Origin of the sequence: Gordonia sp. ALPHA1B1, from assembly GCF_005502615.1 — a bacterium.
GTDB classification, from domain to species: domain Bacteria; phylum Actinomycetota; class Actinomycetes; order Mycobacteriales; family Mycobacteriaceae; genus Gordonia; species Gordonia hongkongensis.
Window position 1 is genome coordinate 1 of sequence record NZ_SCOC01000030.1, and the last position, 21,456, is coordinate 21,456.

22 protein-coding genes are annotated in these 21,456 nt (G+C 68.6%); 8 read left to right on the plus strand and 14 right to left on the minus strand.

What is annotated here, in order from left to right:
• Positions 1 to 211 precede the first annotated feature (211 nt).
• The 3 genes from purB to FFS52_RS17760 form a co-directional block, all read right to left on the minus strand.
• Positions 212 to 1,639, minus strand: coding sequence for an adenylosuccinate lyase (gene purB, locus FFS52_RS17750; protein ID WP_137810464.1), 1,428 nt, complete (start codon positions 1,637 to 1,639; stop codon positions 212 to 214).
• 63 nt (positions 1,640 to 1,702) lie between these two features.
• Positions 1,703 to 2,104, minus strand: a complete 402-nt coding sequence (locus FFS52_RS17755) for a hypothetical protein (protein WP_065631490.1) — start codon at positions 2,102 to 2,104, stop codon at positions 1,703 to 1,705.
• Positions 2,105 to 2,203: 99 nt separating this feature from the next.
• Positions 2,204 to 2,797 carry a TetR family transcriptional regulator gene (locus FFS52_RS17760; RefSeq protein WP_171011670.1) on the minus strand — a complete coding sequence of 198 codons (594 nt, stop codon included), beginning with the start codon at positions 2,795 to 2,797 and terminating at the stop codon, positions 2,204 to 2,206.
• A gap of 181 nt (positions 2,798 to 2,978) precedes the next feature.
• Here FFS52_RS17760 and FFS52_RS17765 point away from each other — a divergent pair, with 181 nt between their 5' ends.
• The 3 genes from FFS52_RS17765 to FFS52_RS17775 all read left to right on the plus strand — a co-directional run bounded on the left by FFS52_RS17765 (position 2,979) and on the right by FFS52_RS17775 (position 5,304).
• A complete protein-coding gene (locus tag FFS52_RS17765; RefSeq protein WP_065631528.1) occupies positions 2,979 to 3,734 on the plus strand; it encodes a DUF6882 domain-containing protein in 756 nt (251 codons plus the stop codon).
• Between the two features lie 53 nt (positions 3,735 to 3,787).
• Entirely contained in the window at positions 3,788 to 4,279 is a 492-nt protein-coding gene (locus FFS52_RS17770) for a nucleoside deaminase (protein ID WP_137810465.1), read from the plus strand.
• 80 nt (positions 4,280 to 4,359) lie between these two features.
• Entirely contained in the window at positions 4,360 to 5,304 is a 945-nt protein-coding gene (locus tag FFS52_RS17775; protein ID WP_137810466.1) for an alpha/beta hydrolase-fold protein, read from the plus strand.
• A 73-nt stretch (positions 5,305 to 5,377) separates the two neighbouring features.
• Here FFS52_RS17775 and purD read toward each other — a convergent pair whose 3' ends face one another.
• The 3 genes from purD to FFS52_RS17790 are packed head-to-tail and all read right to left on the minus strand — an operon-like array spanning position 5,378 to position 10,026.
• The gene (gene purD / locus FFS52_RS17780; RefSeq protein ID WP_175401151.1) at positions 5,378 to 6,631 is read right to left on the minus strand and encodes a phosphoribosylamine--glycine ligase; all 1,254 of its coding nucleotides are present in this window, start codon (positions 6,629 to 6,631) and stop codon (positions 5,378 to 5,380) included.
• Positions 6,632 to 6,685: 54 nt separating this feature from the next.
• Positions 6,686 to 8,764, minus strand: a complete 2,079-nt coding sequence (locus tag FFS52_RS17785) for a glycosyltransferase family 39 protein (RefSeq protein WP_137810468.1) — start codon at positions 8,762 to 8,764, stop codon at positions 6,686 to 6,688.
• On the minus strand, positions 8,761 to 10,026 hold the full coding sequence (locus FFS52_RS17790) for a bifunctional glycosyltransferase family 2/GtrA family protein (protein ID WP_137810469.1): 1,266 nt from the start codon (positions 10,024 to 10,026) through the stop codon (positions 8,761 to 8,763). The genes FFS52_RS17785 and FFS52_RS17790 overlap by 4 nt, the downstream gene beginning before the upstream one ends.
• A 138-nt stretch (positions 10,027 to 10,164) precedes the next feature.
• On the opposite strand from FFS52_RS17790, the gene FFS52_RS17795 reads away from it, so the two are divergent.
• Positions 10,165 to 12,285 carry a DEAD/DEAH box helicase gene (locus FFS52_RS17795; protein WP_137810470.1) on the plus strand — a complete coding sequence of 707 codons (2,121 nt, stop codon included), beginning with the start codon at positions 10,165 to 10,167 and terminating at the stop codon, positions 12,283 to 12,285.
• Positions 12,286 to 12,376: 91 nt separating this feature from the next.
• Here FFS52_RS17795 and FFS52_RS17800 read toward each other — a convergent pair whose 3' ends face one another.
• On the minus strand, positions 12,377 to 12,802 hold the full coding sequence (locus FFS52_RS17800; protein ID WP_004020640.1) for an HIT family protein: 426 nt from the start codon (positions 12,800 to 12,802) through the stop codon (positions 12,377 to 12,379).
• A 200-nt stretch (positions 12,803 to 13,002) separates the two neighbouring features.
• Here FFS52_RS17800 and FFS52_RS17805 point away from each other — a divergent pair, with 200 nt between their 5' ends.
• Together FFS52_RS17805 and FFS52_RS17810 are read left to right on the plus strand one after the other, a co-directional pair.
• Positions 13,003 to 13,998 (plus strand): DNA adenine methylase, encoded by a 996-nt coding sequence (locus FFS52_RS17805; protein ID WP_137810471.1) that lies wholly within the window; start codon positions 13,003 to 13,005, stop codon positions 13,996 to 13,998.
• A gap of 17 nt (positions 13,999 to 14,015) precedes the next feature.
• Entirely contained in the window at positions 14,016 to 14,855 is an 840-nt protein-coding gene (locus FFS52_RS17810) for a hypothetical protein (protein WP_068972244.1), read from the plus strand.
• Here the strand turns inward: FFS52_RS17810 and FFS52_RS17815 are convergent.
• From FFS52_RS17815 to FFS52_RS17830, 4 genes are all read right to left on the minus strand, one after another.
• On the minus strand, positions 14,852 to 16,264 hold the full coding sequence (locus FFS52_RS17815) for a HAMP domain-containing sensor histidine kinase (protein ID WP_171011671.1): 1,413 nt from the start codon (positions 16,262 to 16,264) through the stop codon (positions 14,852 to 14,854). The two genes, FFS52_RS17810 and FFS52_RS17815, sit on opposite strands and share 4 nt — an antisense overlap.
• A 61-nt stretch (positions 16,265 to 16,325) precedes the next feature.
• Positions 16,326 to 17,048 (minus strand): response regulator transcription factor, encoded by a 723-nt coding sequence (locus tag FFS52_RS17820; protein WP_137810472.1) that lies wholly within the window; start codon positions 17,046 to 17,048, stop codon positions 16,326 to 16,328.
• A 94-nt stretch (positions 17,049 to 17,142) separates the two neighbouring features.
• Positions 17,143 to 17,829 carry a DUF899 family protein gene (locus tag FFS52_RS17825; protein ID WP_137810473.1) on the minus strand — a complete coding sequence of 229 codons (687 nt, stop codon included), beginning with the start codon at positions 17,827 to 17,829 and terminating at the stop codon, positions 17,143 to 17,145.
• An 86-nt stretch (positions 17,830 to 17,915) separates the two neighbouring features.
• A complete protein-coding gene (locus FFS52_RS17830; RefSeq protein ID WP_137810474.1) occupies positions 17,916 to 18,128 on the minus strand; it encodes a hypothetical protein in 213 nt (70 codons plus the stop codon).
• A 158-nt stretch (positions 18,129 to 18,286) separates the two neighbouring features.
• Between FFS52_RS17830 and FFS52_RS17835 the strand changes: the two genes are divergently transcribed.
• Complete coding sequence (locus tag FFS52_RS17835; protein ID WP_065631505.1) at positions 18,287 to 18,526, plus strand: hypothetical protein; 240 nt, start codon at positions 18,287 to 18,289, stop codon at positions 18,524 to 18,526.
• Positions 18,527 to 18,563: 37 nt separating this feature from the next.
• Here the strand turns inward: FFS52_RS17835 and FFS52_RS17840 are convergent, their stop codons facing one another.
• Positions 18,564 to 18,926 (minus strand): Rv2640c family ArsR-like transcriptional regulator, encoded by a 363-nt coding sequence (locus tag FFS52_RS17840; protein ID WP_137810475.1) that lies wholly within the window; start codon positions 18,924 to 18,926, stop codon positions 18,564 to 18,566.
• A gap of 101 nt (positions 18,927 to 19,027) precedes the next feature.
• On the opposite strand from FFS52_RS17840, the gene FFS52_RS17845 reads away from it, so the two are divergent.
• A complete protein-coding gene (locus FFS52_RS17845; protein ID WP_137810476.1) occupies positions 19,028 to 19,513 on the plus strand; it encodes an ArsI/CadI family heavy metal resistance metalloenzyme in 486 nt (161 codons plus the stop codon).
• Between the two features lie 62 nt (positions 19,514 to 19,575).
• Here the strand turns inward: FFS52_RS17845 and arsB are convergent, their stop codons facing one another.
• Positions 19,576 to 21,066, minus strand: a complete 1,491-nt coding sequence (gene arsB, locus FFS52_RS17850) for an ACR3 family arsenite efflux transporter (protein ID WP_137810477.1) — start codon at positions 21,064 to 21,066, stop codon at positions 19,576 to 19,578.
• Entirely contained in the window at positions 21,063 to 21,425 is a 363-nt protein-coding gene (locus tag FFS52_RS17855) for a metalloregulator ArsR/SmtB family transcription factor (protein WP_065631509.1), read from the minus strand. The genes arsB and FFS52_RS17855 overlap by 4 nt, the downstream gene beginning before the upstream one ends.
• Between the last annotated feature and the right edge of the window lie 31 nt (positions 21,426 to 21,456).

The window sequence follows — 21,456 nt, forward strand, 5'->3', positions numbered from 1 at the left end:
ACAAAACGAAGAAAGACATCCTCCGCTGCCTCAAGCGCTACATCGCCCGCGAAGTGTTCCGCGACCTCACCACTGACCTCGGAGCACTTGACAAGCTATAGGACCCTCTCGCTTCGCTCGCACCTCAGGGAGCAGACGGGGTCGCGCTCCTCAGGGAGCAGGGGGTAGCAGGCACTCCGACGTCACCGCGCCGGAGTGAGATGGCGGAGAGCTACAGGATCGGCGCCGGCGAGTAGCCGGCGGCGTCGGGGTACTGCCCGATGATCTTCTCCGCGGACGCGATGACGTCGGCGACCTGCTGTTCGGCGGCACCGACGAAGGCCGTCTTGTCGGCCAGCAACGCGTCGAGCTGCGCGCGGTCGAGCGGGATGCGGTCGTCGGCGGCGAACCGGTCGAGGAGGTCGGGTTCGCGTCCCTCCTCCCGCATGGCGAGCGCGACCGCGACCGCGTTCTCCTTGATCGCCTCGTGCGCGGTCTCCCGCCCGACGCCGGCGCGCACCGCGGCCATCAGGACCTTGGTGGTCGCGAGGAACGGCAGATAACGGTCGAGCTCGTTGGCGATCACGGCCGGGTAGGCGCCGAACTCGTCGAGCACCGTCAGGAAGGTCTCCATCAGTCCGTCGATCGCGAAGAACGCGTCGGGCAGGGCCACGCGACGGACGACCGAGCAGAAGACGTCGCCCTCGTTCCACTGCGCGCCCGCCAGTTCGGCGGCCATCGAGCCGTATCCGCGGAGTACGACCGCGAGCCCGTTGACGCGTTCGCAGCTGCGGGTGTTCATCTTGTGCGGCATCGCCGAGCTGCCGACCTGACCGGGCTGGAAGCCCTCGGTGACCAGCTCGTGGCCCGCCATCAGCCGGATGGTGTGGGCCAGCGACGACGGCGCGGCCGCCAGCTGCACGAGTGCCGACACCACGTCGTGGTCGAGCGACCGCGGATAGATCTGGCCGACCGAGGTGAACGAGCGGGCGAACCCGAGGTGGTCGGCGACCCGGCCCTCGAGGTCGGCGAGCTTCACCGCGTCGCCACCGAGGAGGTCGAGCATGTCCTGCGAGGTGCCCATCGGCCCCTTGATCCCGCGCAGCGGGTAGCGGTCGATGAGTTCGCGCAACCGGGTGAGCGCGATCATCAGCTCGTCGGCGGCCGAGGCGAACCGCTTGCCGAGCGTGGTGGCCTGGGCGGCGACGTTGTGACTGCGTCCGGCCATCACCGTCGACGAGTAGTCGGCGGCGCGCGCGACGATGCGCGCGAGCACGGCCACCCCGTGGGCGTGGACGTGTTCGAGCGAACGCAGGATCTGCAGCTGCTCGACGTTCTCGGTGAGGTCGCGGCTGGTCATGCCCTTGTGGATCTGCTCGTGGCCGGCCAGGGCGTTGAACTCCTCGATCCGGGCCTTCACATCGTGGCGGGTGACCCGTTCACGCTCCGCGATGGAGGCGAGATCGACCTGGTCGACGACGCGTTCGTAGTCGGCGATGGCGTCGGCCGGTACATCGATGCCGAGGTCGCGCTGCGCCTTGAGGACCGCGATCCACAGTCGCCGTTCGAGCTCGATCTTGGTGCTCGCCGACCACAGTTCGGCGAGATCGGCGGAGGCATAGCGGCTGGCCAGGACGTTGGCGATGACGGGCTTCGACACCCGGTCAGTGTAGGTCGCGGCCGTCGCGATCCTCAAAACCCGGAGAGGGCCGCGCACGCGCGGTCAGAACGCGATGCACGCTCCATTGGACCCGTAACCCTGTCGCACGCGGACGAACGTCGGCGCCGACACCTTCCCGTTCTGCACGGCATACAGATACTTGTCACCGGTCCGGTGTGGGACCCACGTGGTCGAGGCGAGAGCCCCCTGAGGCAGGTCGCGGCCGACGAAACGCGGCGGCAGACCCGCCTTGACCTCGAAGAACTCGACCCAGCCGGACGAGTTGACCGCCACGGTCAGCGGATAGGTGCAGCCGGTGCCGTAGACCGCCGAGGAGAACGGGATCGACGCATCGACCCGCCCGGCCGGCGCCGCCTGCGCCGTCGGGGCGACGAACGCCGTGGCCCCCATGACCGCCGCGCCGAGCGCGGCCCCGACTCCCACCATCCATCGTCTCGCTGACACGCGATCCCCTTCCCCGTCGGTGACCTGACGCCCCATCGTGTCATCGCCGCGTCCACCGCGCGGTGAGTTCGCGAGGTTCGGCCCGGACACCCCGTCCGGTCACTCCCGCGGGGCGAGGACGTCGACGACGTCGAGCAGCGCGTCGCGCACCGCGTCGACCGGCCGCACCGCGGTCTGGGACAACGCTCCCACGATGGCTCCGTCCTCGATGCCGATCAGTTGCGCGATGTGCGCCGGATCGGCGACCCGGTGCGACTTCACCAGGACCTCGCAGTGGTGGAACGCCAGCGATTGTCCCCGACTCGCGACGACCTCGCGCAGAAGCGGATACCGCGCCGCGAGCGCGATCATCTCGTACCGCGCGGACAGCTGCTGGAGGGTGGTGTCGGAACCGACGAAGACGTCGGCGAGGGCACCCGCCGTCGCCGTGCTGCCCCGGTGCCGGCGCGGAAGGGCGTTGCAGCGGGCGGCGACTGCGGTCTCGTCGTGCGCGCACAGGTTGGCGGCGGCCTCGGCCATCAGGTCGTCGAGGGAACCGAAGTAGTAGGTGGTCGACGCCAGCGGTAGTTGCGCGCGCTCGGCCACCGCGCGATGACGCACTGCATCGAAGCCTCCTTCGAGCAGCAACTCGCCGGCAGCCTCGATCAGTCGAGACCGCCGCCGCGCACCCTTCGGTGTCGCCGCCGAGGTCATCATGGGAGTCAATGCTGCCAAAGGGCCGGTACCGTCGTATCGCTTTCACCAAAGCGACACACGCCCAGTCGGATTCCCGTATAAGCCCGCTGACCTCGGCGGAATGCCCGACGGCGGTCGGCCGTCAGTCGGACGTCGGACAGAGGGGTACGACGACCACACCCGCGGTTACCGTGACCTCATGCAGTTCGACGGCCTCCATGCTGTCGCCGATTACGCGGCGCTCTACACCTGTCTGCGGCAGGTCGCGTTCGCCGACTTCCTGCGCGAACGGCTCGGTAGCTTCGAGTCGCGCTGCGACCCGGCGGAGCGGTCCGTCGTCTTCACCTCGACGGCCTCGTCCGACCCGGACGGGCAGCGCGACTGTGTCCGTTCACGTGCCACCCTGATCGCGGTCATCGAATCGGACGCGATCGTGTGGGGGTGGGCCCATCCCCGCGGCGAACCGGCGGGTCCAGCCGCCGCGCTGCGCGACGTCGGCGCCCGATTCGGCGTCGATGATTTCGCCGTTCCCCGGGTGTCGTTGCCGCCCAGCCTGTCTCGCGACCAGATCGCCGACTACCGGACAGAGGCGATCGACATCGTGGCCGCGGCCGCGGTCGAGAGCACCGGGATCAGTCCGTACTGGACGGCACAGCACGACGACGGGGATCTCGCGGTGTACCTCCTCGACGACGTCGCGCTGCCCGAACCGACCTTCGCCGACTTCGCCACCACGATGCCGACGGTGATGAGATCACTTGCGGTCAACGATCATCGGGTGGCGATCCACGGGATGGCCGCCCGGCGCGGCTGGCACATCAGCTGGCGCACCGGCTCCGACGGCGGCCGGTCGCCGATCTGCGACGTCACCGACGGCGAGTCGGTGGCGCACGTCGAGTTCGACCGGCGCGCGCGGCCCGTCGACTTCAGCTGTGAACTCGTCGGGCAGGCCTGAGACACTCGCCGTTCGCCCCACGCCGGCGTGCGGAACCGTGCGACGATCGGGACATGTCCCCCGACAGTCACGAGGACCCAGACATCACCCATCTCCGGCAGGCGATCGACCTCGCCGCCCGGGCCCGGACGCGCGGCGACCACCCGTTCGGCTCACTGCTGGTGGCGCCGGACGGCAGCGTGGTCGCCGAAGCGATGAATTCCGTGGACACCGCGGGTGACCCGACCGGACATGCCGAGACGAACGTCGTCCGCGCGGTCGGGCACCTCGATCTCGACACGCGCGCCGAGCTGACGCTGTACACCAGCACCGAGCCGTGCGCCATGTGCGCCGGCGCGATCTACTGGGCCGGGGTCGGGACGGTCGTCTACGCGCTCGGCGAGGACGACCTGCGGGAGATGACCGGCGACGATCCCGCCAATCCCACGCTGGCGATGCCGTGCCGACGGATCTTCGAGGCGGGCAGTCGGCCGATCGTGGTACGCGGTCCGTTCGCGATCGACGCCGCACACGAGGTCCACGCCGGTTTCTGGCAGCACAGCTGAGAGGAATTCCTCACAACGGTGCGCGTCGGGAGCCATTCCGTTGCGGCGGGACGGGGGTCGGCCATTACCCTGTTGACTCGATGACCCGAGTGCCACCCCTCCCCAGCAATCCCGACGGACACGCCCGTGCGTTCGTCGGGCGTCGTGCTGTCCTGGCCGCCGGCCTCGGCGCCGCCGCCCTGGGGGTCGCCGCGTGCTCGGGGTCGACCCCGCCGACGTCGGTGGAGCCGCGCAAGCTCGAGGGCCGGGCCGACGATGAACTACCGGTCGAGGCGTCACCGCCACCGGTCACCGGCGGCCCGCCGCTGATCACCGGCAGCTTCCGCTCGGCGCGCATGGCCGGGCGTGACACGCGCTGGGCCGTCGCCCGGCCCAACGGGGTGACGGGCACCCTCCCCGTCGTCGTCGTGCTGCACGCACTCAACACCAACGAGAAGTCGATCTTCGGGCCGAAGCTCGAGATGCAGTCGGTGATGCAGCAGTACGTCGACGCCGGGAACGCGCCGTTCGCGCTGGCCGCCGCCGACATCGGGCGCAACTACTATCACCGACGCACCGACGGCGCCGACGGGGGCGCGATGATCCTCGACGAGTTCCTGCCGATGCTCGCGAGCAATCCGGACCTGGACCTGTCCACCGAACGCATCGGCCTGTTCGGATGGTCGATGGGCGGGTACGGCGCGTTGCGCCTGGCGGCCATGCTGGGTTCGCCGCGTGTCGCCGCGGTCGCGGTCAGCTCCCCCGCGATGTGGGCCGACCCGCGCAACTTCCCGCCGCGCGCCTTCGACGGCCTCGCCGACTACCAGGCGAACTCGCTGTTCGGGGCCCAGCCGAAGTTCGCGAAGATCCCGCTGCTGATCAACATCGGCTCGAGCGACCAGTTCTACACCTACACGCGGCAGTGGGCCGCCGGACTCCGGCCACCGGCGGCGTTCGGGACCGCGGCGGGTGGTCACACCAATCGCTACTGGCGCAGCGTCCTGCCCGAGCAGGTCGAGTTCCTCGGGCGGAACCTGGCGGTCTGAGTCGACCGTCGTTCCCTATTTCGTTCTCGCACAACCGATTTCGGTGATCGGGAACGGGACGAGGGAGCGAGACTCAGATGCTGATCCGGCCCTCGAGGGCGTTGCGGCCGATGTCGCGGCGGAAGTGCGAACCGGGGAGCTTGATGTTCGCGATCCGCGCGTAGGCCTGCTCGCGAGCTTCGGCGAGATCGGCGCCGGTGCCCACCACCGCGAGCACCCGCCCACCCGAGGAGACGACGGCTCCGTCGGCGTTGCGCGCGGTGCCGGCGTGCAGCACCCCGTCGGTGTCGGCACCGGTGATGAGGTCGCCGGTGCGCGGCTTGCCGGGGTAGTTCTCCGCGGCGACCACGACGGTGACCGCGGCCCCGTCGCGCCACTGCAGCGGCGGGAGGTCGGCGAGGGTGCCGGTGGCGGTCGCGTGCAGCGCCTGCCCGAGCGGCGATTCGAGCAGGGCCAGCACCGCCTGGGTCTCCGGATCGCCGAAGCGACAGTTGAATTCGACGACGGCGGGCCCGTCCGACCCGATCGCCAGACCGGCGTACAGCAGGCCGGAGAACGGGATGCCTCGTCGAACCATCTCGGCGGCAACGGGTTTGACGACCTCGTCGACGATGCGCGTGGTCATCTCGGCGGGCAGCCAGGGCAACGGCGTGTAGGCACCCATCCCGCCGGTGTTCGGTCCGGCGTCGTCGTCCCCGACGCGCTTGTGGTCCTGGGCGGGCAGCAGGGGCACCACGGTCTCGCCGTCGACGAGGCAGAACAGCGACACCTCCGGCCCGTCGAGGAAGCTCTCCAGCAGGACGGGGTGGCCGCTCTCGAGGCACTCGGCCGCGTGATCGCGGGCGACGTCACGGTCCGCGGTGACGACGACGCCCTTGCCCGCGGCCAGACCGTCGTCCTTGACGACCCAGGTCGGGCCGAACCGGTCGAGTGCGGCGTCGAGCCGGGCGGGATTGTCGACGATCTCGGCGTGGGCGGTCGTGACCCCCGCGGCCTTCATGACGTCCTTCGCGAAGGCCTTCGACCCCTCGATCTGCGCGGCCTCGGCACTCGGACCGAAGGTCGCGATGCCGGCCGCGCGCAGGGCGTCGGCGACCCCGAGGACCAGGGGCACCTCGGGACCGATGACCACGAGGTCGGCGCCGATCTCGCGTGCCAGCGCGACGACCGCGTCGCCGGAGACGGCGTCGACGGGATGGTTCGTGGCGATCGACGAGGTGCCGGCGTTGCCCGGGGCGACGTGCAGGTCGGTGACCGCCGGATCGTTCGCCAGACCGATGAGAAGGGCATGTTCGCGGCCGCCCGAGCCGATCACGAGTACGCGCACGTTCATGACTCTAAACGCCGGTACCCGTGACCGCCCAAACGGTGTCGGCGCCGGTCAGCTCGTGGGCTGGGTGAGGTCGTACAGGGTCACGCCGTCGACGGTGACGGCGGTGAAGTTCTCCTGCACCCAGGTGCTGATCTGCGACGACGGTTGCGACGAGTTGCCGCCCATGCCGCCCCCCATACCGGGACCAGAACCGCCACCGATGAAGTAGTGGATCTTCTTCGCGGCCACGAGCTGCTGGAATTCGGCCAGGGTCGGCGACGGATCGCTGCCGTTGAATCCGCCGATCGGCATCACCGAGTGTCCGGTCTCGAGCTGGTAGCCCGACGCCGACATCGAGCCCACGGCAGCTGCGACCCACGTGTACTCGTCGGCGTCGGCGGTGAGCCTGTCCACGAGCGCCGCCGACGGCGTCGAACCACGGAGCAGTCCCCCGGCGGCTCCGTCGCCACCGCGACCGCCCCCATCCTGTTGACCCATACCGGGCATCCCCTGCCCGGGTGCTCCCAATCCCTGCGGTGGCATGCCGGGCATGCCCCGTCCGCCGGGACCACCCGGGCCACCTCGTCCACCCGGCCCACCGCCACCGGGACCGAATTCGCCCTCGACGCGCGGTCCGGCGGTGATGATGGATCCGCTCTTCTCGGTCGCGATGGTGTCGACGGTGTAGGCGACCGGCCCGGCCAGGCCCGCCATGATGGCCCCGATGAGCGCTGCGGCCGCGACGGTCCGACGCTGGGTGAAGACCATGGCCACCGCGGCGAGGAGTCCCACGACGAGGACCGCGTATCGCAGCCACGGCACGAAGTCGGGTGTGCGATCGAGCAGGACGAAGCCCCAGATCGCGGCGGCCGCGACGGAGATCCCGAGCGCGATCCGCACCCACAGCCGGTCCCGGTGCGACCAGCACACCGCCGCGCCGCCGGCGACGACCGCGGCGACCGCGGGAGCCAGTGCCGCCGTGTAGTACTGATGGAAGATCCCGGCCATGAAGCTGAAGACACCCATCGTGACCAGCAGCCACAGCGCCCAGACGACCAGATACGCACGGCGCGGGTCGGTTCGTCGGGCCCTGCCGATCAGTACGAGTGCCACGGCAGCGAGGATCAGGCCGGTCGGGATGAGCCAGGCGATCTGACCGCCCTGCGCGGGTTCGAACATCCGCAGCCAGCCGGTCTCGCCCCACGCGCCGCCCCCGCCTCCGGGGCCACCCGGTCCACCGCCCATGCCCTCCATCGCGTTTCCCCCACCACCGGGGACGACGGCGCCGGTCTCGTTGCCGTTGAGCCGGCCGAGGCCGTTGTAGCCGAGGGTCAACTCGAGGATCGAGTTGTTCTGCGAGCCACCGATGTACGGACGCGACGACGCGGGCCACAGCTCGACGGCGAGAATCCACCAGCCGGCGCTGACGATCATCGCGCCGAGCGCGGCGAACAGTTGTCCGATCCGGCGCAACCAACCACGCGGCCCGAAGGCGAGGTAGGTGACCGCCAGCGGCGGCACGATCAGCATGACCTGGAGTTGCTTGGTGAGGAAACCGAAGCCGACGAACACGCCGGTCAGAACCAGCCATCGCCACCGTCCGTCCTCGAGTCCCTTCATCATCGACCAGACCGCGGCGATCATCAGCAGGATGAGCAGCGCCTCGGGGTTGTCGAAGCGGAACATCATCGCCGCGACCGGTGTCACCGCGAGGGTCACCCCAGCGACGATGCCGGCCCAGTGGCCGAAGTACTTCCGGGTGATCACGTAGAGCAGCGCCACCGAGGCGACGCCCATCAGCGCCTCGGGCACCAGGATCGACCACGGGTTGACCCCGAAGATCCGGGCGCTGAGCCCCGGAATCCACAGGGAAGCAGGCGGTTTGTCGACCGTGATCGAGTTCGCCATGTCCGACGACCCGAAGAACCACGCCTTCCACGACTGGGAACCGGCCTGGATCGCAGCCGAGTAGAAGGAGTTGGCCCACCCGTTGATCGACAGGTTCCACAGGTAGGCCACCGTGGTGCCGACCAGTAGCGCCGCCAGCGAGAGACGTTCCCAGATGGCACTTTTCGCCGGGGATCGCGTCACTCCTGACGAGTCCGCGGGCGCAACGGAGCCCGCCGGGGAGACGAGGGTGGTACTCATGCGGCAACCTCCGTGTGGTGAGCGGGTGCCTTGCGGAACACCCAGCGGAGACCGACGAACCGGGTGAGCGTCGCCACCAGGTTCGCGATCACCAGGATCATCAGTTCGATGTGTTTCGTCGCGTCGGGGGCGACGGTGTGGAGAACGAACAGCGCACCCGAGGTGACGACCCAGCCGAAGAGGAAGACGCCGAGGCCGAAGAGCTGGTGGCGCAGGGCGTTGTCGCGTCCGCGGATGCCGAAGCTGAAGCGCCGGTTGGCGGCGGTGTTGAGGACCGCGGTGATCGCGAGCGCGACCACGTTGGAGACCTGGGCGCCCAGGAACGAGTGCAGCGCCAGGAACAGGACCGCGTAGGCGAGCGTCGAGGCCACGCCCACCACGCAGAAGCGGGCGAGCTGACCGACCATGCCCGCCGGCACGCCGTCGAGCTGCGGTCCCGCAGCCCGGTCCCGGCCGATCGAGGCGCGTAACTGGGCGATCGGGAGTCGACCCATCGCGAGCGCGAGACCCACGCGCGCACAGCCTTTCAGATCCGCGATCGCGGTCGGCACGATGTCGACGGTGCTGTCGGGGTCGTCGACCCAGTCCACCGGCACCTCGGCGATGCGCAGACCGATCTGTTCGGCGAGGACCAGGAGTTCGGTGTCGAAGAACCAGCCGGTGTCGGCGACGAACGGCAGCAGTTCGCGGGCGATCTCGGTGCGCATGGCCTTGAATCCGCATTGCGCATCGGAGAACCGGGCGCCCATCGCGGTGCGCAGCATCAGGTTGTACGAGCGGGAGATGAACTCGCGCTTGGGCCCTCGGACCACGCGTGCGGAGCGGTTGAGCCGCGTCCCGATCGCGATGTCGGAGTGCCGCGACACCAGCGGGGCGATGAGCGGCATCAGGGCGTTGAGGTCGGTCGAGAGGTCGACGTCGCAGTACGCGACGATCTCGGCGTCACTGTGCTGCCACACCGCGCTCAGCGCGCGTCCGCGGCCCTTCTGCTCGAGATGGACGACCCGAACGCCCTCGAGTTCACCGGCCAGTGCGACGGCGATCTCGAGGGTCTCGTCGGTGCTGGCGTTGTCGGCGACGGTGATCCGCGACGCGTACGGCACATGCGCGCGCAGGTGGTCGGCCAGACGACGCACCGACGAGGCGATGTCGTCCTGTTCGTTGTAGACGGGGACCACGATGTCGAGTACCGGATTCGACGTGGAGGTGTCGGCGAGGGTGTACATCTGCGCCGGGGCGTCCGGCGGTGCTTCTGGGATCATGCGGACAACTCTCGGTTCCCAGCCTCGCGTCACCCTGCAGGTGAACTGCCAGGTTCCTGTGAGCGTTTGGCTGCGCGCACGCCGGCGGTGTGGACGGACCGCGTCGGCGTGTCTCAGGGCGCCACTACATTGGGGCGCATGGCCGCAACCCTCGCCCCGGACCAGCTGACCGCCGCCAACCGCGTCATCACCAGCCTGGCCGGCGAGGGCGCCGCGCTGCGCGACGACCAGCTCCGGGCCGTGACCGCACTGGCCGGCCGGCCCGCCGATCCCACCGAGCGCGGCGCACGCGTACTGGTCGTCCAGGCGACGGGGTGGGGCAAGTCGGCGGTCTACTGGTCGGCGACCGCGATCATTCGGGCGGGTGGCGGGGGGCCGACGCTCATCGTGTCGCCGCTGCTGTCCCTCATGCGCGACCAGGTCGCCGCCGCCGCTCGCGGTGGGTTGTCGGCGGCGACGCTCAACTCGTCCAACGTCGACGAGTGGTCCATGATCGAGGCACAGCTGCGCGCCGGCGACCTCGACGTGCTGCTCGTGTCACCGGAACGGCTCGCCAATCCGGGCTTCGGTCGCCGGGTTCTCGACGTCTTGGCCGGCAACCTCGGCCTGCTCGTCATCGACGAAGCACATGCGGTGTCCGACTGGGGTCACGACTTCCGCCCGGACTACCGCCGCGTCGCCGACGTGCTGCGTACCGTCAACCCGACGACGCCGGTCCTGGCCACCACCGCCACCGCCAATGCCCGCGTCACCGACGACGTCGCCGCTCAGCTCGATGCCGGGCCCGGTGGTGAGCCGACACTCGTCCTCCGCGGACCGCTGGCGCGGAAGTCCCTGCATCTCAACGTCCTCGACGGCCTCTCCCCAGTCCAGCGGTACGGGTGGGTCGCGCAGTCGCTGCCTTCGCTGCCGGTGTCAGGCATCGTCTACGTGCTGACCGTCGCCGACGCCGACCGCCTGGTCGAGGCGATCCGGGCCGTCCATGGCGACGCCGTCGCGGTGGCGGCCTACACCGGCCAGCTCGACGCCGACCGCCGCCATGAACTCGAGGACGCGTTGCTGCGCAACGAGGTCAAGGCGCTGGTCGCGACGTCGGCGCTCGGAATGGGTTACGACAAGCCAGATCTCGGCTTCGTGGTGCATGTCGGGTCGCCGCCGTCGCCGGTGTCCTACTACCAGCAGGTCGGCCGTGCCGGACGCGCCCTCGACGACGCCGTCGTGATGCTCTTGGCGTCGCAGACCGACGACCGGATCTGGGACCATTTCGCGACCGCGACCATCCCCGATCCCGACAAGATGCGTGACCTGCTCGCCGCCCTGGAATCCGCGGGGGAGCCGCAGTCGGTGGTGCAGCTCGAGGCCGCCACCCGCTTCCGGCGCACGCGTATCGAGTTGATGCTGAAGCAACTGGCGGTCGACGGCGTCACCGACCGGACCGCCGACGGGTGGGTCGTCACCGGCAAGCCCTGGACCTACGACGCCGAGCACTACGACGGCATCCTCGCCGTGCGCCGTCGGGAGGCCGACATCATGCGCGCCTACATCGCGGGCCGCACGTGCCTCATGCGGTTGCTGACCGAATCCCTCGACGACCCGCAGGCCGCGGACTGCGGACGCTGCTCGGTCTGCCGGGGCGCCCTCAGCGAAGGACTCCCCGATTCGGTCGACGCCGAGATCGTCCGCACCGTGACCTCGACGCTGCGTCGCAAGGCCCAGACCCTGGACCCCCGCAAGATGTGGCCGGGCGGCGAATTCGGGCGTCGCGGAAGAATTTCCGCCGATCTCCTGGCCGAGCCGGGTCGTGTCCTGGCCCATGCCGACGCCCCGGAGTGGGTCGAGGTGCTGGCCGCGGCCCGCAACGGCGACGAGCGCGCGCTCGCCGAGTTGGGCGACGCCGCGGTTGCGACGCTGGCCGCGTGGGTGCGCGACACCGGTATCCGGGCCGACGTCATCGTGTCGCTCCGGCTGACCGGCACCGTCCTGGCCGAGACCCTGGCCGACCACCTGCGCAAGGTCGGGAAACGCGAGGGCGGCAGTTTTCCCGTGCGCATGGGCGATCCGCCCACCGACGCGACCGGCGCGGTCGAAGCCGCGTACTGGCGGGACCACCTCGGCGACCCGCCCGACGTCGCGGGCCGCGCCGTGCTGCTCGTGGTCGACGCCAACGGCTCGGGCTGGCCGATCACCCTGGCCGCCGCCGCCCTCCGCGAGGCCGGCGCCACCGCGGTGCTACCGCTGCTGATCCACCGGACGGTGTGAGCCCTCCGCAAACCCACCCCTTTTCGGCATACCCAGCACCCTGACGAGGGGTGGGTTCGCCGAAAAGTGGTGGGTTTGCCGGACGGTCGGGTCAATCGGCGACGTACTCGCCGTACCCGAGCGACCGGAGGCTGGCGCGGATCTTCTCGGCCGCGGCGTCGAGGTCCTCGGGGCGGGCGTTCTTGTTCGCGTTCGCGAGGTCGAAGGTCTGCATCGAGAGCGCCGGGAACACGTGGACGTGCACGTGCGGGACTTCGAGGCCGGCGATGAGCAGGCCCATCCGCGGCGCGTCGAAGGCGTCCTTCACCGCGCGACCCACGTTCTGCGCGACGGCGCTCAGGTGCGCGAACGCGGCGGTGTCCATCTGCTCCCAGTGGTCGACCTCGGCGCGGGGAACCACCAGGACGTGACCGGGCGTGACCGGTTCGATCGTGAGGAACGCGACCGCCTCGCCGTCCTTCCAGACGAATCGACCCGGGAGATCGCCATTGATGATCATGCTGAAGACCGATGCCATGGGCCGAGTCTAGGTGTTGCGGGCGTCGCCACGGTGACGCTGCGGGCGACGGCGAGTGTTGTCCCGGGATGTCGGGGGTCCATGACATTCTTTTCGGTGTGAGTGGGCCAGAATCATCCCGGGCAGGACGCACGTCCCGAGCCGCCGTCGGATCCAGCGACGTCCTGGCCCGAGCCCAGCGATTCCCGCGTCTTCGGTACATGGGATCCAAGTACCGGCTGCTGCCCCACCTCGAACGCACCTTCGCCGAGGTCGGCGGGTCCACCGCGGTCGACGCGTTCTCCGGTTCGGGAGTCGTGTCCTACCTGCTGAAGGCGCAGGGCTTCGAAGTCGTCAGCAACGACTTCCTCAATTTCCCGCACATCATCACCCGGGCGTCGGTGGCCAACTCGGGTGTCCGGCTCGAACCCGAACTGATCGAGACCATCTGCGGTCCCCCCGCCGACGACCGCGACTACATCTCGCGGACCTTCGACGGGCTGTACTTCACCACCGAGGACCGTGCGTTCCTGGACTCCGCGTGGTCGCACATCGACGCACTGCGCGGTTATCGACGCGATCTCGCGATCGCTGCCCTCGTCCTCTCGGCCGCCCGCAAACAACCCCGTGGCGTGTTCACCTTCACCGACTCGACGCGTTACGCCGACGGTCGTCGCGACCTGACGATGTCGCTGCGCGACCACTTCCGTCTGCGGGCGGCCGCGGATTACAACGCCACCGTGTTCAGCAACGGACGCAACAGCCGGAGCGTGCAGGGCGACATCTTCGACCTCGAATTACCCTGGGCAGCACCGGACCTCGTGTACCTCGATCCTCCGTACGCCCCGCCGACCGACGACAACGACTACATCAAGCGCTACCACTTCCTCGAAGGCCTGTCGGCCTACTGGCGCGGGATGAGCATCATGGAGAACACCAAGACCAAGAAGCTGCCGAAACGCTTCACGCCGTTCGCCTACAAGCGGACCATCGAGGACGCGCTGCTGCGTACCTTCGAGCATTTCGAGGACGCCGGCGCCATCGTGCTGTCGTACTCGTCGAATGCGTTGCCGGGCAAGGACCGAATCGTCGACCTGCTCGGGAAGGTCAAGCCGTCGGTGGAGGTCATCGCGATCGACCACAAGTACAGCTTCGGCACCCACGCGGCAGCGACCCGCCGCGACGTGAGCGAGTACCTGTTCATCGGCCGGGACTGAGCGGACGACTCTCCACGATGAGCACCGCGGGCGACTTCGACGATTATCTGCAATCGTTGGGACGGTTGACCTCTCACGTCGACCCGACCGCATCGACGCCGGAGGCCGAGCGGATAACCCAGGCCACGGCGCGTCTCGGTGAACTGCTCGACACCGACGTCGCGGGACTGGCGGCGTGGGTGCGCGACAACCCCACCGATGTCCCTGTACTGGGGCTCGCCGTCGGGCTGTCCCAGGAGAAGCTGAAGAACGCCCTACGCGACCGGTTCGACACCAGCGGCTGGCATGCATTGGCGCGCGCACAACCGGTCGAGCTGGTGACCTGGCTCGACACCGAGTTCGACCTGGTCCGCATGCTGCGCACCCAGCTGTCCCGCACGTTCACCTTCGCCGACATCCTCGTGGCCCGCGCCGGCACCCGCGCCACCGCCACTCGCGCGGGCGCGTCGGGCCGGCGTATCGAGGACGAGATCGAGGACATCGCCCGCGACATCGGCCTCGACTACGTCACCCGCTCGCGGTTCGCGGGACGCAACGGCCGGACCGCGCCCGCCGACCTCATCGTCGGCGACCCGTCGTCGGCCGACATCGTGGTGGCGGCCAAGGGTTTCGACTCGACCGGTTCCAAACTCACCGACGCGGTCCGTGAGATTGAGGAGATGGCCGAGGTGCGGTTGCCCACCCAGCTGGTACTCGCGGTGATCGACGGGATCGGCTGGAAGTCACGGCAATCCGACCTGCGCCGCATCCATCAGCTGTGGGCCAACCGGCAGATCGACGGCATGTACACGCTGGTCGGACTCGACCGGTTCCGCGACGACGTCACCGAGTTCGCGAAGCTGCGCCGGTTGATCTAATCGGCCTCCGCGAGCGGTAGGCGCACCCAAAACGTGGCTCCCGCACCGGGGCTCGTGTCCACACCGACGCGTCCGCCGTGCGCGGCCACCAGGGCCGCGACGATCGAGAGGCCGAGACCGCTGCCGCCACCGGAGCCACGATGCCGGGAGGAGTCGCCGCGGTAGAAGCGCTCGAAGACGTGCTGGGCGTCCTCCGGCGTGAGTCCCTGCCCGGTGTCGGCGACGGTCAGCACCGCCTCACCGGACCCCGAGCCGTCATCGACGGCGACTCCGACCGTGATCGACGCGTCCGGCGGGGTGTGTTTCACGGCGTTGCCGATGAGGTTGCGCAGCACCTGGACCAGGCGGGGCCCGTCGCCGAGGACGACCGGCGGCCGATCGCCCGGGACGACGTCGAGCCGGATCTCGCGCTCGGGGGCGGCGACACGGGCGCTCTGCACGGCATCGGCGGCCAGACCGAGGAGGTCGACAGGAGTCGAATCCAGCGGCCGCTGCGCGTCGAGTCGCGCGAGCATCAGCAGATCCTCCACCAGCAGATTCATCCGGCCGGCCTCGTCGTCGATGCGTCGCATCGCGTCGGTGACATCGGGCAGGTCGGGGACGTCGGAGACGCCGCTCCGCGAATAGAGTTCGGCAAAGCCCTTGATGGACGTGAGCGGGGTCCGCAGTTCGTGGCTGGCGTCGGCAACGAAACGGCGCATCCGCTCCTCGGAGGCGCGGGCCTGCTGTTCGGACGCGGCGGTCGAGGCGAACGCATGCTGGATCTGGCCGAGCATCCGGTTCAGCGAGTCCGACAGACTGCCGACCTCGGTGTTCGGCGGTGCCGGCGGGACGCGCCGTGTCAGATTGCCCTCCGCGATCTCGTGCGCGGTCTCCTCGACCCGGCGAAGCGGGCGCAGGCTCGTGCGGACCAGCACGTAGCTCAGCACCCCGATGAGCAGGACGACCAGCGCGCCGATCGCGAGCTGCAGCCAGACTAGCCTGCTGACCGTGTCGTCGATGTCGGACATCGGGGTGGCCACGATGGATCTGCCGAAGCTGTTGCTGTGCTTGATGACACGCCACTGCGGCCCGTCCCCGTCGACCGACGGGACGGTGACGGGTCCGGCGTTGTCACCGGTCAGTCCACTGAGGTCGGGTGCGTCGTCGAACTGGTTGTAGACGTTGTCGGCCGACATCCCGCCGGGCCCGTAGACGACCGACTCGACGTAGTAGGGCGACGGCGGCCGACGCGGCCCGGGTGGGCCGGGGCCGTCGCCGAGGAGACCACGGGGTTCGGCCCACGTGCGTACCGCGTTCTCCAGCCCCTCGTCGGCGCGGGAGATGAGGTCCTGCCGCATCGACGAGGTCACCGCGACACCGGAGGCGAGGAGTCCGACGGCGACGAGCAACACCGTCAGCGCCACCATCGAGATCCGCAGTGGGACACCGCGCTTCCGCGTGCCGCGGCCGGCACTCGTCACCGTCGCATCAGTCACGGGGCTCACGCATCACGTAGCCGACGCCGCGGAGGGTGTGGATGAGTCGCTTGTCCCCGGTGTCGAGCTTGCGCCGCAGGTACGACACATAGGATTCGACGACGTTCACCTCGCCGCCGAAGTCGTAGTTCCAGACGTGGTCGAGGATACGCGGCTTCGACAACACCGTGCCCGCGTTGACCATGAAGTAGCGCAACAGCGTGAACTCCGTCGGCGAGAGGGCGACCAGTTCGCCCGCCTTGAACACCTCGTGGGTCTCGTCGTCGAGTTCGATGTCGGCGAAGGTGATCTTCGACGACGCGCGCTTCTGGTCGTCGAAACCGTTGCGGCGCAGCAACACCTGTAACCGGGCGACGACCTCTTCGAGACTGAAGGGTTTGGTGACGTAGTCGTCACCGCCGATGGTGAGGCCGTTGATCTTGTCCTCCACCGTGTCGCGCGCCGACAGGAATAGTGCCGGCGCCTCCACCCCGTCGGCACGCAGCCGGCGCAGCAGCCCGAACCCGTCCATTCCCGGCATCATTACGTCGAGGACGAGGACGTCGGGTTTGGCGATGCGGCATCGGTCGAGGGCCGCCGGACCGTCGGCGGCGGTCTCGACCTCGTAGCCCTGGAACTTCAGCGACACCGACAGCAATTGACGGATGTTCTCCTCGTCGTCGACCACGAGGACCTTCGCGCCGCGCGTGTTGTTCTGTTTCGCCGCTTCACTCACACGACCAGAGTCCCAGGCGGCCCTGGAACCTCACTGTAGGCACGCTGGGAGATTCCTGTGAACGCTGACCAGCGGGTTCTGGCGTGGCCGGGGGTCACGCGTCGGGGTCACCGTACACGGCGGCCATCTCCTCCGAGCCGCGCCAGCGCGAGTAGGTCGGGCTCTGCGGCCAGCCGTCGGGCGAATCCTGCCACTCCTCCTGCCGTCCGTAGGGCAGGACGTCGAGGAGTCCGAAGGTGAATCCGAGTTGTTCCGTACCACGACCGGTCGAGTGCCAGGTGCGATACACGGTGTCACCGTCGCGGAGGAAGACGTTGAGGGCGAAGCCTTCGCCCGGGGCGGCGTCGACGTCAGCGGAGAAGGTCGTACCCGCCGACGAGTACCAGTCCATGCGGTTACCGACGCGCTGCTTGTAGGCCAGGATCTCGTCCATCGGCCCGTGCGTGATGATGACGAACCGCGCGTCGTAGTCGGCGAGGTAGTCGAGCCGAGAGAACTGGGTGGTGAACCCGGTACAACCCGGGCACTGGAACCGGGCGCCGTCGGTCCACATGTGGTTGTAGACGATCAGCTGTGACCGTCCGTCGAAGACGTCGACGAGTCGAATCGGCCCGTCGGGCCCGGTGAGGACGTAATCGTCCATCTCGACCATCGGGAGTCGACGACGCTGTGCCGCCACCGCGTCGAGTTCGCGGGTGGCCGCCTTCTCGCGGCGACGTAGGTCGGCCAGCGCCGCCGCCCAGGTCTCGCGGTCGGCTACGGGTGGGAGTGCCGCGGTCATGACGAAGCCTTTCGCTCGGTGGTGAGAACAGTCCACCGGGTCTGACCCGCGCCCGGGGCGGAATTCATCGGAAAGGGGGCACAGCTCTACGAAGGGGAAAGGGCGTATGTGCTCTGGAGCCGTCGGACGTGCTCGCGGACCTCGTACAGTTCCCGACGCGCTGCTCGCTGCGCCTTCTCGCCACCGACACCGGCTTGCAGCCGGTCCACGAGCGAGTCCGCGACGCGTTCCAGCTCTTCGACCAGCACCCGCGCCTGCGCCTGCGCGGCCGGGTCGATGGGTCGCCGTGACGGAACCATGGGTGTCATCGTAGGTTCCCCCTTCGTCGACCGCTCACGATCACCGTCGGTCCCCTGGCCGCCGGCCGAGATTGAGTGTCGGTGGCGACGAGATGAACTGTCAGTGAATCCATCCGTCGTGACAGTCGACGTTGTCGCATTCGCACTAAATTGTGTGCATGGATGCTAATGACGAGCGGCGTCAGATCAGCGAAGTACAGGACCGGCTGATCGGCCTCTATTCACACCGACGACCAGAAGACGTCGCCGCCGCGGTCGAGCAGGCCTACGAGCACTTCAGCGGGACCGAAGTCCGCGACTTCGTGCCGCTGCTGGTGGAACGCCGCGCGAACAAGGCTCTCGGCGGCACCGACGTGATGGCCGACCCGACGACCGTCCCGCCGCACGTCGGGGAGTGAGCCGGGCCGGGGTCGCGTCCGTGGGAGGCCCCGGTGGTCAGCAGCACCCGGTGGTCGCATTGAGTACCTGGCGCAGCGCTTCCAGAGACTCTGGCCTCGAGCGGTAATAGACATTCATCCCGCGACGTTCGGGGGAGACCATCCCGGCCTTGCGTAGTTGACCCAGGTGATGGCTCGTCGTTGCTTCGGTGAGCCCGACCGCGGTCGCGAGGTCGCAGGTGCAGATCCCGTCACCGCCGTCGGAGAGAAGGATCGAGACCAGCCTGATCCGCACCGGATCGGCAAGAGCCTTGAGCCGCAACGCGATCTCGAGAGCCGTGGCGTCGTCGAGTGGTGCCGCTGATACAGGCGCACAGCAGATCGGTGCGCTGATGTCGACCATCGGCAAAGTCTTGGGCATGGTCCGACCCTACCCCCACTATTGACATATGTCGAAAAGGTGGCATTCTGCAAAAACGTCATTATTCGACATATGTCTCACAGGTGAAGGTGGTTCCCCTCATGTCCCGCATGCAACTCGCACTCAATGTCGATGACCTCGATACCGCGATCGAGTTCTACTCCAAGCTGTTCGACACCCCGCCGGCCAAGCGAAAGCCCGGATACGCGAACTTTGCGATCGTCGAACCCCCGCTGAAATTGGTGCTCCTCGAGAATCCGGGTCAGGGAGGCACGATCAACCATCTCGGGGTGGAGGTCGAATCGAGCGAGACGGTGCATGCCGAGATTGCCCGACTGTCCGGCGAGGGCCTGTTCACGCAGGAGGAGATCAACTCCACCTGTTGTTTTGCAACGCAAGACAAGGTGTGGGTCACCGGTCCGAGCGACGAAAAGTGGGAGATCTACACCGTGCTCGCGGACTCCGACACCTTCGGAACCAGCCCGAAGCTGTTGGCCGAGAGCGGTGTCGACGAATCCGCCGAGGGGTCGGTGTGCTGCGGCGGTAGCGCCACCGACCCCGCCGACGCTCGCACAGCCTGCTGCTGACCGAGCGTCGTCGTACTTGTCGGTGGGTGGAACGCCGCCAACCCACCACCGTTCTGAACCGCTCACCGCTCCAGGCGGTCGGCGAGATCGCGGATGCGGGTGGTGATGTCGTCGCGGATCAACCGCATCCGTTCGAGGCCGTCGATGCCTCGATCGGAGGGTTCGTCGGTGTTCCACACCTCGACACTCACCCCGTCGGGCGGGGTGACCTCGGCAGTGCCGACCACCACGACCAGGTCCGCGGCTCGCATCATCTCGTCCGTGAGCTGTCGTGGCCGGTGTCCGCCGGCGTCGGCTCCGACCTCGGCGAGCACCCGCGCGGACAGTTCGTTGACCTGCCCGCCGATCTTCGCGCTGGTTCCGGCGGACGACGCCGCGATCCGGTCGGTGACCGTTGACGAGAGACGTTCGGCCATCACAGATTTGCCACGGTTGCTGACGCACACGAACAGCACATTGAGGGGGCACACATGGCGCACGGGCTCCCCGGCCGAGTCGGGTGTTGCAGAGAACCGCTTCCGCAGTGCCAGGGACACATAGACCAGGGCGACGAGGACGGGGACCTCGATGAGCGGTCCGATGACCCCGGCCAGGGCCTGGCCGGAGGTCGCACCGTAGGTGGCGATCGCGACGGCGATGGCGAGTTCGAAGTTGTTGCCGGCGGCGGTGAACGCGAGCGTGGTGGTGCGCGCATACCCCAGACCCATCGCGGCGCCGAGCACGAACCCACCGCCCCACATCACCGCGAAGTAGATCAGCAGCGGCAGAGCGATACGCGCGACGTCCCAGGGCTGCGACATGATCTGCTCACCCTGCAATGCGAACAGGATGACGATGGTGAACAACAAACCGTAGAGGGCCCACGGCCCGAGACGCGGCAGGAACGCGGACTCGTACCACTCGCGGCCCTTGGCGCGCTCTCCGATACGACGGGTGAGGTATCCGGCCACCAGCGGGATGCCGAGGAAGATCAGCACCGACTTCGCGATCTGCCACGGCGAGGCGTCGATGGTCGTCTGTTCGAGGCCGAGCCAGCCGGGCAACACGGAGAGGTAGAACCAGCCCAGCACGGCGAACATGATCACCTGGAATACCGAGTTCAGCGCGACCAGGACGGCAGCGGCTTCGCGGTCGCCGCATGCCAGGTCGTTCCAGATGATGACCATCGCGATGCAGCGGGCGAGCCCGACGATGATCAGTCCGGTCCGGTACTCCGGCAGGTCCGGCAGCAAGAGCCAGGCCAGCGCGAACATCAACGCCGGGCCGATGATCCAGTTCAATGCCAGCGACCCGAGCAGCAGGCGACGGTCGGCGGTGACCGAGTCGAGCCGGTCATAGCGCACCTTGGCCAGCACCGGATACATCATGATCAGCAACCCGAGTGCGATCGGCAGCGAGATGCCGTCGAGCTCGACGGCCGCCAGCGCGTTGCCCACTCCGGGAACACTGCGGCCCAGCAGCAGACCCACCACCATCGCGGCGCCGATCCACACCGGCAGGAACCGGTCGAGCATCGACAGCCTGCCCGCGACGGCGGTTTCCGTGACGTTCATCGTCCGGCCTCACACGAACGTGCTTCCCCCAGGACTGTGGCGAGACAGCCGAGCAGCCCCGACAGTTCTTGTAGCGCACCAGTGTTCACGCGGTAGTACACCCAGGTCGCGCGTCGCTCGCTCGTCACCAGATCGGCTTCGCGAAGCACTCTCAGATGGTGCGAGATCGTCGGCTGCGAGAGGTCGAACGGTCCGGAGATGTCGCACACGCACGCCTCACCTCCCGGATGCGCGGCGATCTCGGACAACAACCGCAACCGGACCGGGTCCGCGAGTGCCTTCAACGCCGGAGCGACGGTCTCCGCCTCGTCGGTCGTCATGCCGCGGGAGACCGTCGCCAGCAGGTTCTGGTTCGACATTCATCAATATTGACAGATGTCGAACCAAGCG

Bases quoted from the DNA above. Each gene is read 5' to 3' on its own strand.
- FFS52_RS17840 (WP_137810475.1), bottom strand. From the start codon at position 18,926: ATGCCCAAGACTTTGCCGATGGTCGACATCAGCGCACCGATCTGCTGT.
- FFS52_RS17805 (WP_137810471.1), top strand. From the start codon at position 13,003: ATGGGATCCAAGTACCGGCTGCTGCCCCACCTCGAACGCACCTTCGCC.
- FFS52_RS17770 (WP_137810465.1), top strand. From the start codon at position 3,788: ATGTCCCCCGACAGTCACGAGGACCCAGACATCACCCATCTCCGGCAG.
- FFS52_RS17810 (WP_068972244.1), top strand. From the start codon at position 14,016: ATGAGCACCGCGGGCGACTTCGACGATTATCTGCAATCGTTGGGACGG.
- FFS52_RS17775 (WP_137810466.1), top strand. From the start codon at position 4,360: ATGACCCGAGTGCCACCCCTCCCCAGCAATCCCGACGGACACGCCCGT.
- FFS52_RS17825 (WP_137810473.1), bottom strand. From the start codon at position 17,829: ATGACCGCGGCACTCCCACCCGTAGCCGACCGCGAGACCTGGGCGGCG.
- FFS52_RS17815 (WP_171011671.1), bottom strand. From the start codon at position 16,264: ATGGTGGCGCTGACGGTGTTGCTCGTCGCCGTCGGACTCCTCGCCTCC.
- FFS52_RS17760 (WP_171011670.1), bottom strand. From the start codon at position 2,797: ATGACCTCGGCGGCGACACCGAAGGGTGCGCGGCGGCGGTCTCGACTG.
- FFS52_RS17795 (WP_137810470.1), top strand. From the start codon at position 10,165: ATGGCCGCAACCCTCGCCCCGGACCAGCTGACCGCCGCCAACCGCGTC.
- FFS52_RS17785 (WP_137810468.1), bottom strand. From the start codon at position 8,764: ATGAGTACCACCCTCGTCTCCCCGGCGGGCTCCGTTGCGCCCGCGGAC.
- FFS52_RS17835 (WP_065631505.1), top strand. From the start codon at position 18,287: ATGGATGCTAATGACGAGCGGCGTCAGATCAGCGAAGTACAGGACCGG.
- FFS52_RS17845 (WP_137810476.1), top strand. From the start codon at position 19,028: ATGTCCCGCATGCAACTCGCACTCAATGTCGATGACCTCGATACCGCG.
- arsB (WP_137810477.1), bottom strand. From the start codon at position 21,066: ATGAACGTCACGGAAACCGCCGTCGCGGGCAGGCTGTCGATGCTCGAC.
- FFS52_RS17790 (WP_137810469.1), bottom strand. From the start codon at position 10,026: ATGATCCCAGAAGCACCGCCGGACGCCCCGGCGCAGATGTACACCCTC.
- FFS52_RS17855 (WP_065631509.1), bottom strand. From the start codon at position 21,425: ATGTCGAACCAGAACCTGCTGGCGACGGTCTCCCGCGGCATGACGACC.
- FFS52_RS17765 (WP_065631528.1), top strand. From the start codon at position 2,979: ATGCAGTTCGACGGCCTCCATGCTGTCGCCGATTACGCGGCGCTCTAC.
- FFS52_RS17830 (WP_137810474.1), bottom strand. From the start codon at position 18,128: ATGGTTCCGTCACGGCGACCCATCGACCCGGCCGCGCAGGCGCAGGCG.
- FFS52_RS17800 (WP_004020640.1), bottom strand. From the start codon at position 12,802: ATGGCATCGGTCTTCAGCATGATCATCAATGGCGATCTCCCGGGTCGA.